Genomic DNA, 16822 nt, shown 5'->3' with positions numbered 1-16822 from the left:
CGGCGGTCTTGCTTCAGTTGGTTATGGCTGATCGCAGCGCGAGTGGATCTTCGACGTATCTCAGCGGCGCGAGGCCTGCACCCGTTCCGCGAACCAGAACAGTTCCGAAATTGAAAATTCGTCCCAGCACTGACTGGCGAATGTCGACGCTCTCGACCTTGCCGACATTCATCTCCACCGTATCTCGCCGAACCAGACCGCGCTTCAGGATGATCCGCTGATCTGTAACTGCGATCTCGGTCGTGACTCGGGCCACGAATGCGCCGACAAGCAAAACCACACCGATGAAAAGGGGAGCGGCCGCCATCAGGAATGGAGCTTCCGAGGCGGCATCGGGCAAAGACATTCCGAATACAAACACCGGTACCGCGAAGGCCGCCGCAAACAGTCCGTTGGCATAAATGAAGGGTGTCAGCTGGGCGCGATAAATCACCGTCTCGCCGGGACGTAGCGCTCTTTCCAGATAGGTCACCACCGCGGCGTCGCTCCATCGTTTCTCGCTGTGAAAAGAAAGCGTCCACACATCCCTCGCCTCGTAGCCGCAACCGGAGGCGTCGACAACCGCCCGCTTGCGTCGGACGGGCGTGGCAGTAGGGTGCGGCGATGCCACCGGATGCCTCGCCTGAGCCGACTGCGCCCTCCGGTCCCGTCCTCGGTGTGAGCGTCTGCATCATCGAAGACGGCCGCGTCCTCCTCGTTCGCAGAGCTAAGCCGCCACTGCGTCACCAGTGGGCGTTTCCGGGCGGTGAGGTCCGCTTTGGCGAACTGCTGGTCGATGCCGCCGCCCGCGAGGTCCGCGAGGAGACTGGCCTCACCGTGGTCATCGACCGCCAGATCGATCGCGCCGAGATCCGCCTCGACGACGAAGACACCGGTGTCGGCAAGCACTTCGTCATCATCGTGTTTGCCGGCCGTGCGACCGCCGGCGATCTTCGCGCCGGTGACGACGCCGCCGATGCACGCTGGTTCACACCCGGCGACCTCGCCGACTTGACGGTGACCGCCGATACGGCGCGTATTCTGGCCGACACCGGATTTGTCCCACCATCGGCCCATCGCCCCGAGGAGTGAGCCAGCCTTGCCGAAGCCTATCGTTGCCATCGTGCTGGCAGCCCTTGTCACCGTCGCCGCGGCAACCGGCGGCACCGCCCAGGAGGCCGAAGCGCCGGCGCCGGACATCCCGCCGCCGCCTTATGATGACCAGCTTCTGCGGCTGTCGGAGATCCTCGGCGCCCTGCATTATCTCCGCGAACTCTGCGACAGCGACGAGGGCAGCCTGTGGCGGGACGAGATGCAGGCGCTGATCGACGCCGAGGAGGCCGACCCGGTGCGGCGCACCCGCTTCGTCGATCGCTTCAACCGCGGCTATGGCGGGTTCAGCGCGGTCTACCGGAACTGCACCCCGGCCGCGGCTCTGGCAATCGATCGCTACATGGACGAAGGCCAGCGCATCGCCCGCGACATCGTCGCCCGCTACGGCCGGCAAGAGTAAACAAATCCTTACCCGGACCGGCGAGGATCTTAAGATGCCGTTAACCTTTTCTTCACGATACGGCTGATGCCGGGCATTTGACGTGTTAGCGTCGCGACTCGTTAACCTTTTGTTTTGGATGGCCACTCATGACATCGACCCCCGCGTCCGAGGCAGCGGCGCCTGCGGACGACCGCGCGATTGCCGAGAAGAAGCGGCTGGCGCTCAACTATCTGTGCGAAGCGTGGGACGAAGCTGCGGCGGAAGGGGTCGAGCCCGAGATCCTCGCCCACGCCGCGCTGTTCTACGCCTTCTCCGATCTGATCGCGATCTACGGCGAGGACGCCGTCGCCGAGTTGGCGGCGACATTCCCTTCCCGGATTCAGGCGTTCGAGTTCTCGCCGCAGCGGGCGGTCCAGTAAGGCGCGCGCAGTTTCGCGCATTGCTTCGGATAGAGTCGGACCACTAGACTACCAACCGGGCGGGGTAGCCGCGCGGGAGGGGAGCGATGCGCCGGAGCGCCTTGCTGGGTCTTGTTGCCGGCCTCGGCCTGACGCCGAGTGCGGCTTACGCCGTTACCGGCCCTGATCTTGAAGCGATCGAGCCGCTGAGCAAACCGGGCGCGCCGGATGGCGACCTGATGCCGCAAATCCCCGCCGACGACCTGCTCGATCGGCCCGCGGCCCCGGCCGAACCGCCGGAGGACGACACCGCCATCGACATCCCGGACGAGCCGCCGGTCGCGCCGACGGTTCGCTACGATACCGACACACTTCCGACCCCCGTCCGGCGCCTGCGCGAACAGATTCTCGAGGCCGCCAACTCCGGCGATCCGGAGCGGCTCCGGCCGATTATCGACGCCAATGAAGAGCCGCCCGCGTTCAGCTACAACGATATCGGCGACCCCATTGCCTACCTCAAGTCGATCTCCGCCGACCCGGAGGGTCGCGAGATTCTGGCGGTGCTCGCCGAGATGCTAGAGGCCGGCTACGTCCATGTCGGCGAGGGCACGCCGGACGAGATGTATGTGTGGCCCTATTTCGCCCACTACCCGGTCGAGCTGCTCACCGGACCGCAGATCGTCGAACTCCTGAAGATCGTCTACCCCGGCGACTACGACGATATGCAGGTCTACGGCACCTACCTGTCCTACCGGGTCGGCCTGACCCCGGACGGCACCTGGCGCTACTTCCTCACCAGCGAGTGACGGTCAGGCCGGCGTGTCGATCGATTTCTTGAGGTCACGGGGCGACAGGCTCAGCAGGCGCGTTGAGATGGCCGCTGACTAAACTTCTTTCGAGTCCGGCTCCCATATCACGACGCGCCCCTCGGTTCCTTGGACGATCCGGGCCCAATGAGGGAGCCGGTCGTGATCGCGCTTGGCTCGCGGCGTTGGCGGCACAGGGCACGCAAGCGGCCGGCATCCTCTCCCGGCGGGAGAGGATAGTGAGGCTTGGCGGCAGAGCCGGCTTAGCCGAGCTTGGTGAGGGGTGTCCTCGGGATCGAGACGCATCATGGGTCTCACCCCTCACCCGGTTTGCCTAAGCTCCTCCCTCGCCAAGGCAAATCTGCCCTCTCCCACCAGGGGAGAGGGAGAGCGGCGACCTGCCCGGCCCGCGTCTCGGGCTCGCGCCCCGGCCCGACCCGGCCGGGGGCTATTCAAGGCTCGGGCCCGTCGCCCTCGTGCGGCAGGCAAACCTACTCCGCGTCGTCCTCTGGCTTGACCAGAGGACGAGGGTGGTGAGATCTCAGTGCCGCGCGCGAGCGCCGGACGCGCGCCGCGTCGCACCCCCCTCTGGTTCCGCTAAGGCCCGCTTCGCGAGACCAAGCTCCGCCATCTCCCCCGCAAGGGTGGAGAGGAGCGTTTGCGCGAGCGGGAGAAGCCCGCCCTACGCCAACCGCGGCAGGGCTTCGCCGAAGCGGACCGCGGCGCCGGAGGACGGCGTGGTCAGTTCCCCCTCCCACATCACGCGGCGGCCGCGCACCACGGTGCCCACCGGCCAGCCGGTCACCGTCCGTCCGGCATAGGGCGTCCAGCCGCAGCGCGAGGCGGACCAGGCATCTGTGATCGTCTCGCGGCGGTTGAGGTCGACGATCGTGAGGTCGGCGTCGTAGCCGACCGCGATACGGCCCTTGCCGGCGATGTTGAACACCCGCTGTGGCCCGGCCGAGGTGAGGTCGACGAAGCGGGCCAGCGTCAGCCGCCCGTTCGCCACATGATCGAGCATCACCGGCACCAAGGTCTGCACCCCGGGCATCCCCGACGGCGAGTCGGGATATGCCTGCGCCTTCTCCTCCAGCGTATGCGGCGCGTGGTCGGAGCCGATCAGGTCGGCGATCCCCTGGCCGAGCCCCCACCACAACCGGTCCTGATGCCGCGCGCCGCGGATCGGCGGGTTCATCTGCAGCCGGCTGCCGAGGTCGTCATAGTGCTCGGCGTGGAAGGAGAGATGCTGCGGCGTCAGCTCAACGGTGGCGTTGTCCTTGTAGGCGCGGATGAAGTCGATCTCTTCGGCCGTCGATACGTGCAACAGGTTGATCCGCGCGCCCGTCTCCAGCGCAAGACCGACCAGCCGCTCGGTGGCCCGCAGCGCCGCGGTCTCGTCGCGCCAGATGGGGTGGGTCGACGGATCGCCGGCGCCGCGATGGCCGGTGCGCTCGATCAGCCGCGGCTCGTCCTCGGCGTGAACCGAGACCCGCCGGCGGGTCTTCGCCAGGATCGCCTTGAGGCCCTCGTCGTCGGGAACCAGCAGGTCGCCGGTCGACGAGCCCATGAAAATCTTGATGCCGGCCGCACCCGGCAAGCGCTCCAGTTCGGCGATGTCGTCGACATTGGCGTGGGTGCCGCCGACGAAGAAGGCGAAGTCGCAGTGCATCCGGCTCCGCGCCCGGTCAAGCTTGTCGGCCAGCGCTTCAGCCGTCACCGTCAGCGGATTGGTGTTGGGCATCTCGAACACGGCGGTCACACCGCCCATCACCGCCGCGCGCGATCCCGACTCCAGGTCTTCCTTGTGTTCGGCCCCCGGCTCGCGGAAGTGCACCTGGGTGTCGATCACGCCGGGCAGGATGGTGAGACCCGTACAATCCACGGCCTCGCCGGCGGCTCCCGCATCGATGGCGCCGATCGCGGCGATGCGGCCATCGCGGACGCCGATGTCGCGGTCTGCTGCGCCGTCCTGGTTGACCACGGTCCCGCCGGTGAAGGCAACGTCAAAGGTTTCGGTCATGTCGGTCCTTGCGAGGCGAATGCCCCCGGATTACGTAACCGACCGATATGACGCAAGCGCTGGAGCGCCAACGATGTCCAATAGCCGCATGGCAGTGCTCGATCGACGCGGTGTCCTCGCCGTCGGCGGCCCGGAGGCCAAGAACTTCCTCGACGGCCTGCTCACCGTGGACGTTGACGCGGCCGCGCCGGGCGCCGCGGTCTTCGCCGGGCTGCTCAGCCCGCAAGGCAAGGTGCTGTTCGACTTCATCGTCTTCTCCGACGGCGAGCGCTACCTGCTCGATATGGCGCGCGATCAGATCCCCGCGGCGGTCCAGCGGCTAACCCTGTTCCGGCTGCGCGCCAAGGTCACCTTCGACGATGTCTCCGACACCTACGATGTCGTTGCCGTCTGGGGCGACGGCGCCGCCGATATCCCGGTCGATCTCGCCGCCGCCGACCCGCGGCTCGCCGCCCTCGGCGGACGGGTGCTGGTCACCGAAACCGACGGCGCGGTCCCCGGCTTCACCGCCAGCGACGCGGCCGACTACGATCGCCACCGCATCGCCCTCGGCGTTCCCGAAGGCGGTATCGACTACGCCTTCGGCGCGGTGTTCCCGCACGATGTCGATATGGATCAGCTCCACGGCGTCGACTTCGACAAAGGCTGTTTCGTCGGCCAGGAGGTGGTCTCGCGGATGAAGCACCGCGGCACCGCCCGGCGCCGGATCATCATGGTCGCGGGCGCGCCGCTGCCGGCCAGTGGCACCGACCTCACCGCCGACGGCCGCGCGATCGGCACCCTCGCCTCCACCGCCGGCGACACGGGTCTCGTCATGGTCCGCCTCGACCGGGCCAAGGAAGCGATGGACGCCGGCACGGCGATCCTCACCGATACGACGCCCGTGACCCTCACTATCCCGCCCTGGGCGACCTTCGCCTGGCCCGGCGCGGATGCGGCGGAATAGCAACAAGGCTCTGACGCTGGAGAGGGGCGTTGGCGCGGCGACGATTTTCGCAGAGGAATCCTGCCGGAGGAGGGGAGGCGGTGTCGTCATCCACGACGGACCTCCCATGACTCAGCCAACAATGTCGACGGCCCGACCTAAGACATTGAACCGCGGTGGAGCTTTTGAATTTGACATTGGAACGCGAGCCAGGCGGCTCACGGAATTCAAATGTCAAACTCGCGCCACTAGCGCCGGTTGGCGTTGGTGCCCGCCCGGGACGGTGTGGTTTGGGCCGGCTTAGGCCGGCGCAGCGTTGCCACCACGTCGGGGATCGCCACATTGCGGTACTGGTTCTGCAGCGCATCCGAGCGCTGGCATTCCGCCTTCGAACGGAAGGGACGGCGGTCGATCGGGTTCTTTGGAAGGGTCACGGGTCTACTCGTAACTCGTACGGCTGGCCGGTGGATAAACCACCTGTTCACCAGTCTCATTCCGTGAGTTTGCGGCGGAATGATGAAGACAAAGTCAACGTGTGACCGTCACCACAACCAGGTCTTCGGATCGGCGATCGGTTCGTGGTGATTGATCGCAATCAGTCCCTTCACCGAGCGCACGATCCACCAGATCAGGGTCGCCAACAAACCAAGGAAGCCGATCAGCAGCAGCGTCAGCACCGAGGAGACGATCAGGAACGCAAGACCCATCAGCCCCTGCCGAACCTGATATTCGTAATGACTCCTTTCCAGTGGGCCAGCGTCCTCACGGTTCAACACGGCCATGACGAAGCCGATGATCGCGGGAACCGCGCCGGCGAACGGAACGGCACCGAGCAGGTACAGAATGTAGATCAGCAGAACGTTGTGCCGGCCCGGCGAAATGAAGCCGCCAAGCTGTTCGGCAAGCGGCGTCTCGTCCCCGTGGTGGTGGCCGGGCTCGTCGGACGGCGGCGGCGTCGGGTCGGAACCGGGGTCGTTTGGCGTGCTCATCCAGCAACCTCCCGTCTTGCGCTTCTCTTCGACGTAGGCTTCGGCTTCGCCATTGGCAAGCGGAATCGGGCGCACGATGGCGCTTGCACGGCCGGCGCGGAGCCGATAGCTCAGCGTCTCTGATTAATGGGACAGCGTGATGGCAGGTCGGTTACGCGAGCGCCGCTCGGCGCTGGCGATCTGGAGTTGGCGCTTGTCGCTCGTGTCGGTGCCGGTGGTGATCATCGTCGCGATCGGCCACCGGGCGGGCATGATGACGGCGACCCAGGCGTTCACGGTGCTGGCCGTCGGCTTCTCGCTTGCCGGCCTCGGGGTGATCGCCGCGCTCGGCGCGCTGGAGGCGATCTGGCGCGACGGCCGCAAGGGCCTGGGGCCGGCGGTGCGCGGCCTGCTCCTCGGAGTGGCGGTGCTGGCGCTGCCGGCGATCGGCGCCTGGAACCTCGCCGCCTACCCCCAGCTCCACGACATCTCCACCGATGTCGACGATCCGCCACCTTTCATGCTGGCGCTCGCCGATCGCGCGCCAGACACACGGGCGCCATCGACGTTCGACGACGAGGACGTCGCCCGTCTCCAGGACGGTTATCCCGACATCGTTCCGCGTCACTATCCGGTCGGGCCGGCGCGGGTGTTCGACGATGCGCGCGCGGTGGTGGCTGCCCGCAACTGGCGGGTGCTCGGCGAGCGCCAGCCGGCGGAGGGCGACCTCAGCGGCCGGATCGAGGCGGTCGCCGCCACGCCGGTGTTCGGGTTTCGCCAGGACGTGGTGATCCGGATCGCGCCGGACGGGGAGGGGACACTGGTCGACATCCGCTCCGCCGCCCGCAACGGCGCTCACGACCTCGGGCTCAACGCCAAGCGCATCCGCGCGTTCCTGCGCGACCTCGACGCCTCGCTGCAGGGGATCAGCGAGGAGTAGGGGCGAGGCCGGTCATGTTGCGTCCGGCGTCGGGCGAACAAGCGCCGCCGCCGTTCATGCCATCACGGTGAAGTCGCTGTATTTCACTTTGTCGCCGGGATCGAACTGGGCGATCTGGACCTCGGGCGTCCCGCCGAAGCCGTCCTCGTCGTAGTAAAGCGCGCCGGACGCCTTGTCGTAGAGGACGTAATCGTCGGCGTCCTTGGCGGTGGCCCCCTTGCGGAATTCGGACTGCACCAGCGGTCCCGGACCGGTGACGGCGGCGAAATGGAGGCTGTCGAGAAACAGCTTGTCCTTGCCGGATTCGAAGCCCTTGATCGTATCGAGGTTGGCCGGACCCGGAGCGGCGTCGAAGACGAACTTATCCTTGCTGTTTCCGGCGACCAGCTTGTCGTTGCCCTCGCCGGAATGGATCTTGGGGCCGGCCTTGGCGTCCTTGTTCTTGTAGGTGTCGTTGCCGTCTTTGAGATAGACGTCGCCCTTGATCTTGCCCTTGTTGACGACCTTGTCCTTGCCGTCCGTGCCGTCGACCATGCCGACCAGCTTGCCCGCGTTGGTCAGCATCATCCCGTCGCTTTCGACATCGATCGCCTGGCTGGCGCCCTTGATCGTCCCGCCGGCGTGATTGACGATTGTGCTCGTTCCGCCGGCTTCGGCGAGAAGCACACCAACCGCCCTGCCGAAAATCAGGCCGGCGTTCTCCACCGTCGTGGACTCACCGGATAGAGCGTAAACGCCGTTGTTCGCGCTGAGGATCTTCCCGTCGTTGTAGACCTTGAGATTGATGTTGCTGGTGGCCAGGACAGCATCAGCCATCGTCCCGGTGATCGTGCCATGATTGTCGATCTTTGCGTCTTTGGTTTTGTCGGGATTCGAGATCGAGCCGATAAAGATGCCGCGCGGGCCAACAATGTCAGCGCCGGCTTCGTTGATGATCTTCGACCGGTTGCCGGTGAACTGCACGGCGGTGCCCAGGTCCGCGTCGTCTTCCGCGTAACTGACGATCTCGCCCTTGTTGACCAGCTTGCTTTTCTTGAAGGCGCCGAACACGGCGGGCGTCGCGGTCGACCCGGCAACGACATCATCCAGGATCGTCCATTTCTGATCGTCTTTGGTGTACGAAATGACAGGCGCGAAGATGAAGTCGTCGTTGAAGGTATCTTTCTTGAGTTTCGGCATTTATACGTCTCCAATAAACCGGAAAGGCGGTAGCGGGGAGACATAGAGCGCCCGTTTCTTTCAGCAATTCAGTTTTGTCGAGGTTTTACACGCCACCGATCGATCACCCCGACTTTTACAATTTTCGAATTCTTTGGCTGTGTCGGTGCGGATGGGTTCAGGATCGCGGCATGCGCGAAGAAGGGCGCGCGCCTGACTTGGCGCGCGCCGCGTGATAGCGATTCCGACAGGGAACTCAGGTGATTTCGAAGTCGAACGCCGACAGGGTCAGCCCCTTGTCGAGCTTGGCGAACAGAGTCTTGCCGCCGGGGTCGTCGCCGTTCTTGTCGTAGAACAGGTTGCCGGTCTGTTGGTGGTAGAGCAGGTGGTCGTCGTCGTCCTTGGCCTTCTTGCCCATCCGGAATTCGTTGTTGTCGACCGAGGCGCCGAGTTTCTTGAAGATGTCGTTGTCGACGACGATCTTGTCGACGTTGGGCGTGAAGTCCTTGATCTTGTCGACGTTGGTGTCAGCGTCGAGCTTGGTGTCGAAGATAAAGCGGTCGACACCGCTGCCGCCTGTCATCGTGTCGTTGCCGAGGTTGCCGGACAGTTCGTCGAACCCGGCGCCACCCTTCAGGTTGTCGTTGCCCTTGCCGCCGATCAGGAAGTCGCCGCCGTCCTTGCCCTTGAGCTTGTCCTTGCCCTTACCGCCCTTCAGGACATTGACGCCGTCGTCGCCGGTGAGTTTGTCGTTGAAGTCGGAGCCGGTGAGGTTTTCGATCTCGACCCAGGTGTCGCCCTTGGCGGTGCCACCCTTGCCGGCACCGAAGGACAGATCGGCTTCGACCCCGGCGTGGGAATCCTTGTAACTGGCGGTATCGATGCCGGAACCACCGTTGAGGTAATCGGCGCCGCGGCCACCGATCAGGGTGTCGTTGTCCTCGTCGCCGAAGAGCGAATCCGCGCCCTTCTTGCCCTTGAGAATATCGTTGCCCTGCTTGCCGTAGATGAAGTCGACTTTGTCGGTGCCTTTGATGGTCTCGGATGCGGCCGTGCCGTTGATGGTTGCCATGGTGCGTCGTCCCTTTCTCGAGTCGGGTCAGGGCTGCGCTGATGCAGCCCGGCGAACGCCCCCTCCGAGCGCGACGCGCAAGTTCGGCGGCGTCGCATTCGTCAGCTCATCCTCTTTTAGTCGCTGATCGCGGTCTGCGCTGTTGCCGCGTTCACAGGCGAACGAGGACGTAACCCCGGGTGCTGCGGCGTGTCAGAAGGGAGCGACCTCGGACGCGGTCTTCAGGGTGTCGCCGCCGTCGTACGCCTGGCCGTGGCAAACGCCATCAGGCGATCGCGCTCGCCAGCGATATCTTCGGCAAGCCGCGCCGCGGCGATGGTCGGCAGCCAGTCCAACACCCGGTCGCGCGACCATCCGCTGACGCGGCAATAGGCGTCCAGGTAGGGCTCCGCGATCGGTTCGGCGTGTAGCGTCAGCAGCAGGTACGAGCGGCACACATCGGCGGCGGGATCGCCACGACAGGCGTCCGGCCAGTCAATGATCGTCGGCCGCGTGACATCGCCGAGCACGTTCTCGGGGTGGAAGTCGCCATGGCAAAGCCGGTCGCCGTCGGGTCTCGCGGCGAGGTGCCGCAGGGCGTCGCGCATCTGTTGTGGGGTGAGCGCGGCGGCGCGATCGATTGCTCCGGCGAGGCGTCGCTTGAAACTGACGAATTGGGGGACCGGATGGCTGTGGATCTCGGTGTGAAGCCGCGCCAGTCCTTCGAGGTACGCTGGCCTGCCCGCCGGATCGTCGATCATGCGTTGAGCGAGCGGCCTGTCTTCGATGCGATCGAACAGCACGCCCCACCGTCCGTCGATCTGGCGGACGCCCCGGACCGACGGGACCGGCAGGCCGAATTCCTCGACGGCCGCGTGGATCGCCGCTTCGCGGAAGACGACCCGCTTGGTGTTCTGGCCACGGTAGAGCTTCACCACGCCATCGTTGTAAGCGTGGACGTCGGCGATGTTCCCCGCCGCGAGCAGTGGCCCCAAGGTCTCGGCTGCCATGGACGTCTCCCGACGAGGCCGGTCAGTAGCCCTGTCGCAAGATGCCCCGCGTCCAAGTGGCGGGCAATCCCCACCGCAAGATCGCGGAAGCAGTCAGGCTGGACTGGTCCTGGTCAACGCCGAATTGGGAGCTCGTAAGTGACATTGCGCATCAGGCCGGGGATGTCGCTACCCTCGCCCTGCCAGGCTTGTTCCAACGTGTCGTAAACCGACCTCGGGCTGTTCTGTTCGCGCCAATGCGATGAATAGGCGACGGCGTCCCGTTGAAGCTCAGCGAAGTTCTTCGCGAGCGTGGCGACGGCGTTTTCGAGCGCGCCCGGGTCGTAGGAATCGTAAACCAATCCGACGCCGGATTGTCGGGCGAGGGCGGCCATCGACGTCTTGTCCGGAACGATGGGGACGATGCCATCGTGAAGACTTTCAAACATCATCCCGGAGCACTGGCGGTCGTATTTCGGTTGCTCATAGGGAAGGATCACCGCGTCGAGGCTCGCCCACGCTCTGTTGTACTCCGCTGGCGGAAGGATGCCGGGCAGCACCTCCGCGCCGCATTTCTCAAGTGTCGTTATGTATTTATCAAATGATCGTCGACCCAGCCGGCCGGTATGGAAAACAAAATCAGCAGTGCTGCTGTGTCTCCTGACTGCCGCGACGACCGAGTCGATGTGCTTGCGGTGAATGAACATATTCATCAGGCCGATTCGCGGGCGGTCCGTCTTGTGGTGACGGTGGTCGGTCGGCTTGCTGTCGAGAATGGGCGGAAAGGGAGCGAACCGAACGCCGCATTCCGCGCTGGCGATTTCGGCGAGATATTCGGTCTGGGCGTAGAGCTTGAGGCCGGCTTCCGCCGCGTGTTTCAGCGATCGCCTGACGATCAGCGGGGCGCTGCCTGCGCCGGCCGGCCAATCGTCAGCGAAGTCGATGAACTGAAAGGGGATTGGCCGGCGAACGGTGTCCGAAACGACACCCGCGGCTTCGACGAGGCTGGGGATGCCGGACAGCCATGCGATGCTGTCGCTGGGATGGTCGCCAATGTGCCGTAGGGCAGCCTCCGCGACCAGATAGGTCGTCTGACACTGCGCCGCGCGGTTTGGACTAAGACGGTACGGGATCGTTGGGAACACAGGATGCACCGCAATCCCTTCGTGCTCCAGGGTCGCACGCACGTCCTTTTCGATCCGCTTCGACGCGGCGACCGAGACGGTCTGGTCGCGCTTCGCCGCTTCAGCAGCGACGACCCGCACATAACGACTGTAGTGCCCCGAAAACGAGCGGAAGTGCGGCTCGATCAGGAGGGCTGACATGCGGCTCGTTCGCGCTGTCATCGGTGGCCGGTCTTCATGACCCGATTGCCGACTTGCCTGGCGGTCCCGATCGATCTTGCTGGACGGCTTTACCCTTGCTGAACTCTGGGGTCGAGCGAAGCATGGGTCTGCCGAGACGATTGCGGAGATATCGTCTCGCGGCCGGGCGGCCGAGGACATCGATCAGCGTCGTCGCATGACTGGCCAGCAGGTCGCGGGCGTCGCGCCCGGCATAGCCTTTCTTGTTCGGTGGCTCTCCGAGGATCCGATCGAGAACCTTTGTGATGCGCCCATCAACGCGCCATTGCAGGTCGGAGGCGCGATCGAGCACGGCACGAGCCATCAGGAGCCGGCATTCCCATGGCGGCAAATGGGTGGCCTGCGGTCGTTTCCGGTCGAAGGACTCGAGCCGGTAGTCCTCGGCACGCGTCCGCACCGTTCCTACAGGAATCGAACACCGCGCCGAGCCGCCGAACAGGTGGCTCAGAAGACTGAAGTACTGATCGGGCCGGAAGTCGTAAGCACTACCGATGTCGCCGACCGGTCGAACGCATTCGAGAACGAACCGTCGGTACATATTGGCGGCACCGGTGTCCCAGCGCCGCCGTTCGCCCGAATGGTGATAGGCGCGCGTGATATCGCGAAACTGAGCGTACAGAACTTCATCGACCGTGGAGAGCCGGGGGGCCAGGAAGGATGGCCTCAGGTCCTCGTGGTGAGCCAACGGGTCGTCGTCGTCAGCCAAAGCGTTTACGGAACCGGTGAGGAGGGACCCGTCGCTTGCCACCTTCGCCAGACCGCCGCTCGCAACCGTCGTGGTTTGGGTGACTGCCAAGTGTAACTGAACGAGGATCGATGCGTGGTTCGGTGTCAGGTACTCGTCCGGGGTGACAAAAGACACGAACGCGCCGTTCGCAATCTTCAGGCCCTCGAGCGCCGCGGCAAAGGGACCCCGCCTTTCGTCAAGATAGAGCGTGTTGAACGCTGGCTCGCCGTCGATGTGTTTCCCGATGGCCTCTCGGCTATCGTCATCTGACGCATCGTCGACGACAACGACCTCGTACCGGGGATAGTCTTGCGCCTTCAGCGACTCGATCGTCAGCCCGATGCGGCCGTCTTCGTTGCGATTGCAGAGAATGTACGTAACGAGCGGAAGCCGAACCGGGGACGGCGCAAGGTCTGCCATCCGCCGGTCAAAAAGACTGAGAGAGGTGTCAATAGTCCGGTCTTGACTCATCGACTGGAGCGCTCCCCCTCGATGGTCCGCAGCATCGCCAACCGGAAAGGCTTCTTGGCCCAGGACCCGGCCGCTCGGATGATCTTTTTGGTCTCCCGAAAGGGGAGCCGCGAACGCAATTCCTCGATCAAAGCGCGTTCGCCGAACTCACGGGACAATGCGTCGAAACACTCGGCGAATGCGCTGTGGATCTCCGCATTGTGAGGCATTTCGCCGGAGTTGAAGTCGATCCGGTCCAGGGTCGTCCAAAACTCTTCCGTCGGTATCCAGCTTTTCGCTGCCGCGCGACCGCGGATGAGCCAGGCACATGCGCTTCCCCGTTGTCGCCTGCCGCGGAGTGCCGCGGCCTCGGGGAGGTTCTTCGCGCCGTTCAGCCGAATGGAGTCGCTGGACAGGTTCCGATCGTGGATCCGGTACGCGGACAAAGGTAGGTCGATCAGCGCCGATCCGGCGATCATGTGGGTGAGAACATTGACATGCGTGTCGGTGAAAGGCTCCACCGGTATCTTGTCTGGAACGACCGCGAGTGTCTGCCGCAGCAGCGAACCACGGTACACGTTCGACGTTCCCGGGGCCCATAGCCAGCCCCGTTTGTCGCGTCGCACAACGGAAACGCGGCTCCCCAGCTGATCGAAGAACTGAAGATCGACGATCGGCAGACGGGGGCCTGAGAGAACGCCCCTTTCGCTCTTTCTCCGTCGCTCGCCATCACGAAACCTCAGCGCGTGCCCGGATAGCAGATCGCCGGATGACCCCACTTCCATCACGTTGCTGCTCGTCATCCCCACGGGCTCCGACAGCGACTCATGAACCTGGATATGGCTGGAGCCATAGTTGCGGCAAATGAAGTCATCGGAATCCACGAATGAGACATACGCGCCGTCAATCCTTTCGGAGATCGCCACGACTGCGCCGAGTTGTCCGCAGTTCCTGTCGAATTCGATCAGTTCGAATCTCCGGTCCGAACCGATCGATTTCCTGATGACGTCGACGCTGTCGTCGGCCGATCCGTTGTCGACCACCAGACAGCTGATGTTGGGATAATCCTGATCGCGGATCGATGCGATCGTCTGGTCGATGTACCGGGCGTAGTTCCAGTTGACGACGACGAACTGGAGGCGTGGATAATCGGTAGGTTCGGCGAACCGATCGGTGGCCGGGGCATCGTGCCACGCCTTGCCGCGCACGGTATCAAGCTGCGACTCAAAGAGCGACGCACTCGGCGAGGAGGGGGTCGTGGCTCCCGAATGAAACCGAATCGCAGGCGCGGCAGGGGCGTCGTTCTCGGGTTCCCGCCTCCTGTGGGTTGAATCAGTCACTCGTTAACTCGACGGCATATGAACACTGATGGAGATCGAACCCGGGCGATATGATCGCTGAAGTGATTTTAGTCATTATCGGGTCATGGCCTGGCTGCCGCGGCTTTTCAGCATTGAATAATAGCCGTCCCGCATATTCCGGTTCGCCGCATCGGGAAGTTTTTGTGTTGTCGGCAATGGCAGCTCGTCGTCGGAAACGTCGACGCCCAGGAAATCGAAGACATTCATGATGGTGTCTTCGGGCGATTTTGCGAGATCTTCGTATTCGATCTCGAGTGTCTGATGATTGAGTTTCTTGCTCTTCTTTCTCCAGAATCTCTCGGTTTTTTCGAGCGATCTTATTTCCCGCTCGATCCGATCATAGTCGTCGGCCCGGAACTCGCGGCTGTCGAACCTCACGGAGTCGGATGCCGCGACGGTCCATTGGCCCCGCTCCCTGGCGAGGATGTTGGAAATGGCCTGACCGACCTTGTCCCTGCGTGAGCACAGGATCGATCGATCGAAAGAATTGAGAAAGTCGAGGCCACGTCCCAACGCGTTCGACTGGGAGAATGCCGCTCGATACTGGCCGGCGTGTAGCTTGAGGCCGAAACATCCATTCGGCGTCGTTCGCCGGGATAAGAAGTCGTTCCAGATCCGATCCAGCGACACCGGCCCGTTCAGTTGGCGATAGAGTTCGATGCGTCTGGGGTTCAGATACTCCATCGGGACGCCAGCGCGTTTGGACGCGGTCAGGGCGCTGCACAGCATCGTGCTCCCGGTCCTCGGCGCCGAGAGGACGACATAGCGCTTTTTCGTCTGTGTCTCAGGCCAATCGAGCGCCGGATCGAACATCGTCTCCGTGAGGGTTGCATCCCTCTTTCGGCGTGCGATTTGGCGCGAGCTGCGTCTCTCGATCGGTGCCGGTCGATTGTCCATGGGGCGTTTCCTGCCGGAGCGGGCTGGTGGGCTGCTTATTACTGCGAGTCCCAAATTATCGTGAACCCCGGGGGACTGCTACTGGACCCGCCCGGCGGGCCCCGGCCGTCCCGAGGCGTCGCGTATCGCGCCTACTGACCGCCTTTCGACGTAAGGTGTTAAGCACCTCAACAATAACGGTCAAGTCGGCGGGCCAAGCGGCCCGTTCGGCCGGCTGAGACCGCGTCAGCCGGCGAGGACGGCCGGCTGTGCGTCGTTGCCAAGGGGTGATAAGAGGCCGGGCCGTTCCTAAACCGGAGCCTTGGGTTCATGCCATCATCCGACAAAGACAAGAAGCGTATCATGGTCACGGGGGGAGCGGGTTTCCTCGGGTCCCATCTGGTCGATCGCCTCCTCGATGACGGCCACGACGTGATGTGCGTCGACAACATGTTTACAGGTTCACGGCGAAACATCGCCCACCTTCGCGACCATCCCGGTTTCGAGTTCATCCGGCACGATATCTCGCAGCCACTTCATGTGGAGGCTGACCAGATTTACAATCTGGCGTGCCCGGCATCGCCGGTTCATTACCAGTTCGACCCGGTGCAGACGACCAAGACGTCGGTGTTGGGCGCGATCAACACCCTTGGCCTGGCGAAGCGGCTGCGCTGTCGCATACTTCAGGCATCGACCAGCGAAGTTTACGGCGATCCCGAGGTTCATCCGCAGCCCGAATCGTATCCCGGGCGGGTCAATCCGATCGGGCCACGATCCTGCTACGACGAAGGCAAGCGCTGCGCCGAAACCCTCTTCTTCGACTACCGCCGGCAGCATGGATTGCCGATCAAGGTGGCGCGGATCTTCAACACCTACGGGCCCCGCATGCACCCCAATGACGGCCGAGTCGTCTCCAACTTCGTGGTCCAGGCATTGGAAGGCCGTCCGATCACCATCTACGGCGACGGAAGCCAGACCCGGTCGTTTTGCTACGTCTCCGACCTTATCGATGGCCTCGTCCGTTTGATGGAGGCGCCGGACGAAACGACCGGCCCGATCAATCTCGGCAATCCGGCCGAGATGACCATCGCGGACCTGGCGAAGCTCATCGTCGAGATGGCGGGCAGTCCGTCGTCGATCGAGTTCGCGCCGCTCCCGGAGGATGATCCGCGACAGCGCCAACCCGACATCCGGCTGGCCAAGGAGCGCCTCGACTGGCAACCGCGTGTCGGGCTCGAAGACGGCCTGGCCTCGACCATCGACTATTTCAGGGCGCTTCGGGCTTAACCGACAACCGGTACACGTCTCCCATGTG

Annotated in this window: 18 protein-coding genes; 7 read left to right on the top strand and 11 right to left on the bottom strand. The window is 64.1% G+C overall.

The window, feature by feature from the left end; genetic code table 11:
* Positions 1 to 13 precede the first annotated feature (13 nt).
* The gene (locus tag ACO076_RS19460; RefSeq protein WP_421724468.1) at positions 14 to 610 is read right to left on the bottom strand and encodes a PH domain-containing protein; all 597 of its coding nucleotides are present in this window, start codon (positions 608 to 610) and stop codon (positions 14 to 16) included.
* Here ACO076_RS19460 and ACO076_RS19455 point away from each other — a divergent pair.
* The 4 genes from ACO076_RS19455 (at position 604) to ACO076_RS19440 (ending at position 2678) form a co-directional block, all read left to right on the top strand.
* Positions 604 to 1071, top strand: a complete 468-nt coding sequence (locus tag ACO076_RS19455) for an NUDIX hydrolase (RefSeq protein ID WP_421724467.1) — start codon at positions 604 to 606, stop codon at positions 1069 to 1071. The genes ACO076_RS19460 and ACO076_RS19455 overlap by 7 nt on opposite strands.
* Positions 1072 to 1078: 7 nt before the next feature.
* Positions 1079 to 1492, top strand: coding sequence for a TIGR02301 family protein (locus ACO076_RS19450; RefSeq protein ID WP_421724466.1), 414 nt, complete (start codon positions 1079 to 1081; stop codon positions 1490 to 1492).
* Between the two features lie 128 nt (positions 1493 to 1620).
* Positions 1621 to 1893: a hypothetical protein gene (locus tag ACO076_RS19445; protein WP_421724465.1), complete on the top strand. Its 273-nt coding sequence runs from the start codon at positions 1621 to 1623 to the stop codon at positions 1891 to 1893.
* Between the two features lie 86 nt (positions 1894 to 1979).
* Positions 1980 to 2678 (top strand): hypothetical protein, encoded by a 699-nt coding sequence (locus tag ACO076_RS19440; protein ID WP_421724464.1) that lies wholly within the window; start codon positions 1980 to 1982, stop codon positions 2676 to 2678.
* A gap of 682 nt (positions 2679 to 3360) precedes the next feature.
* Here the strand turns inward: ACO076_RS19440 and ACO076_RS19435 are convergent.
* Positions 3361 to 4698 carry a dihydroorotase gene (locus ACO076_RS19435; RefSeq protein WP_421724463.1) on the bottom strand — a complete coding sequence of 446 codons (1338 nt, stop codon included), beginning with the start codon at positions 4696 to 4698 and terminating at the stop codon, positions 3361 to 3363.
* A gap of 73 nt (positions 4699 to 4771) precedes the next feature.
* Here ACO076_RS19435 and ACO076_RS19430 point away from each other — a divergent pair, with 73 nt between their 5' ends.
* The gene (locus ACO076_RS19430) at positions 4772 to 5644 is read left to right on the top strand and encodes a YgfZ/GcvT domain-containing protein (RefSeq protein WP_421724462.1); all 873 of its coding nucleotides are present in this window, start codon (positions 4772 to 4774) and stop codon (positions 5642 to 5644) included.
* Positions 5645 to 5871: 227 nt separating this feature from the next.
* Here ACO076_RS19430 and ACO076_RS19425 read toward each other — a convergent pair whose 3' ends face one another.
* Entirely contained in the window at positions 5872 to 6057 is a 186-nt protein-coding gene (locus ACO076_RS19425; RefSeq protein WP_421724461.1) for a hypothetical protein, read from the bottom strand.
* A 108-nt stretch (positions 6058 to 6165) separates the two neighbouring features.
* On the bottom strand, positions 6166 to 6612 hold the full coding sequence (locus ACO076_RS19420; protein ID WP_421724460.1) for a DUF4870 family protein: 447 nt from the start codon (positions 6610 to 6612) through the stop codon (positions 6166 to 6168).
* 139 nt (positions 6613 to 6751) lie between these two features.
* Between ACO076_RS19420 and ACO076_RS19415 the strand changes: the two genes are divergently transcribed.
* Positions 6752 to 7531 carry a DUF1499 domain-containing protein gene (locus tag ACO076_RS19415; RefSeq protein ID WP_421724459.1) on the top strand — a complete coding sequence of 260 codons (780 nt, stop codon included), beginning with the start codon at positions 6752 to 6754 and terminating at the stop codon, positions 7529 to 7531.
* A 54-nt stretch (positions 7532 to 7585) separates the two neighbouring features.
* On the opposite strand, the gene ACO076_RS19410 is transcribed toward ACO076_RS19415, so the two are convergent.
* The 7 genes from ACO076_RS19410 to ACO076_RS19380 form a co-directional block, all read right to left on the bottom strand.
* Positions 7586 to 8710 (bottom strand): hypothetical protein, encoded by a 1125-nt coding sequence (locus ACO076_RS19410; protein ID WP_421724458.1) that lies wholly within the window; start codon positions 8708 to 8710, stop codon positions 7586 to 7588.
* Between the two features lie 235 nt (positions 8711 to 8945).
* Positions 8946 to 9761: a calcium-binding protein gene (locus tag ACO076_RS19405; RefSeq protein ID WP_421724457.1), complete on the bottom strand. Its 816-nt coding sequence runs from the start codon at positions 9759 to 9761 to the stop codon at positions 8946 to 8948.
* A gap of 221 nt (positions 9762 to 9982) precedes the next feature.
* Complete coding sequence (locus ACO076_RS19400) at positions 9983 to 10750, bottom strand: phosphotransferase family protein (RefSeq protein WP_421724456.1); 768 nt, start codon at positions 10748 to 10750, stop codon at positions 9983 to 9985.
* Positions 10751 to 10863: 113 nt separating this feature from the next.
* Entirely contained in the window at positions 10864 to 12054 is a 1191-nt protein-coding gene (locus ACO076_RS19395; protein WP_421724455.1) for a glycosyltransferase, read from the bottom strand.
* 34 nt (positions 12055 to 12088) lie between these two features.
* Entirely contained in the window at positions 12089 to 13240 is a 1152-nt protein-coding gene (locus ACO076_RS19390) for a glycosyltransferase (RefSeq protein ID WP_421724454.1), read from the bottom strand.
* 47 nt (positions 13241 to 13287) lie between these two features.
* Positions 13288 to 14478, bottom strand: a complete 1191-nt coding sequence (locus ACO076_RS19385) for a glycosyltransferase family 2 protein (protein WP_421724453.1) — start codon at positions 14476 to 14478, stop codon at positions 13288 to 13290.
* A 207-nt stretch (positions 14479 to 14685) separates the two neighbouring features.
* Positions 14686 to 15444, bottom strand: a complete 759-nt coding sequence (locus ACO076_RS19380; RefSeq protein ID WP_421724452.1) for a Stf0 family sulfotransferase — start codon at positions 15442 to 15444, stop codon at positions 14686 to 14688.
* 393 nt (positions 15445 to 15837) lie between these two features.
* Here ACO076_RS19380 and ACO076_RS19375 point away from each other — a divergent pair, with 393 nt between their 5' ends.
* Complete coding sequence (locus ACO076_RS19375) at positions 15838 to 16794, top strand: UDP-glucuronic acid decarboxylase family protein (RefSeq protein ID WP_421724451.1); 957 nt, start codon at positions 15838 to 15840, stop codon at positions 16792 to 16794.
* Positions 16795 to 16822 lie beyond the last annotated feature (28 nt).

The sequence above is a fragment of the Bauldia sp. genome, assembly GCF_965232525.1.
Classification (GTDB): Bacteria; Pseudomonadota; Alphaproteobacteria; order Rhizobiales; family Kaistiaceae; genus Bauldia.
This window is presented reverse-complemented; position numbering and strand designations above follow the sequence as displayed.

Bases quoted from the DNA above. Each gene is read 5' to 3' on its own strand.
- ACO076_RS19455 (WP_421724467.1), top strand. From the start codon at position 604: ATGCCACCGGATGCCTCGCCTGAGCCGACTGCGCCCTCCGGTCCCGTC.
- ACO076_RS19445 (WP_421724465.1), top strand. From the start codon at position 1,621: ATGACATCGACCCCCGCGTCCGAGGCAGCGGCGCCTGCGGACGACCGC.
- ACO076_RS19440 (WP_421724464.1), top strand. From the start codon at position 1,980: ATGCGCCGGAGCGCCTTGCTGGGTCTTGTTGCCGGCCTCGGCCTGACG.
- ACO076_RS19435 (WP_421724463.1), bottom strand. From the start codon at position 4,698: ATGACCGAAACCTTTGACGTTGCCTTCACCGGCGGGACCGTGGTCAAC.
- ACO076_RS19430 (WP_421724462.1), top strand. From the start codon at position 4,772: ATGTCCAATAGCCGCATGGCAGTGCTCGATCGACGCGGTGTCCTCGCC.
- ACO076_RS19420 (WP_421724460.1), bottom strand. From the start codon at position 6,612: ATGAGCACGCCAAACGACCCCGGTTCCGACCCGACGCCGCCGCCGTCC.
- ACO076_RS19415 (WP_421724459.1), top strand. From the start codon at position 6,752: ATGGCAGGTCGGTTACGCGAGCGCCGCTCGGCGCTGGCGATCTGGAGT.
- ACO076_RS19410 (WP_421724458.1), bottom strand. From the start codon at position 8,710: ATGCCGAAACTCAAGAAAGATACCTTCAACGACGACTTCATCTTCGCG.
- ACO076_RS19405 (WP_421724457.1), bottom strand. From the start codon at position 9,761: ATGGCAACCATCAACGGCACGGCCGCATCCGAGACCATCAAAGGCACC.
- ACO076_RS19400 (WP_421724456.1), bottom strand. From the start codon at position 10,750: ATGGCAGCCGAGACCTTGGGGCCACTGCTCGCGGCGGGGAACATCGCC.
- ACO076_RS19395 (WP_421724455.1), bottom strand. From the start codon at position 12,054: ATGTCAGCCCTCCTGATCGAGCCGCACTTCCGCTCGTTTTCGGGGCAC.
- ACO076_RS19390 (WP_421724454.1), bottom strand. From the start codon at position 13,240: ATGGCAGACCTTGCGCCGTCCCCGGTTCGGCTTCCGCTCGTTACGTAC.
- ACO076_RS19380 (WP_421724452.1), bottom strand. From the start codon at position 15,444: ATGTTCGATCCGGCGCTCGATTGGCCTGAGACACAGACGAAAAAGCGC.
- ACO076_RS19375 (WP_421724451.1), top strand. From the start codon at position 15,838: ATGCCATCATCCGACAAAGACAAGAAGCGTATCATGGTCACGGGGGGA.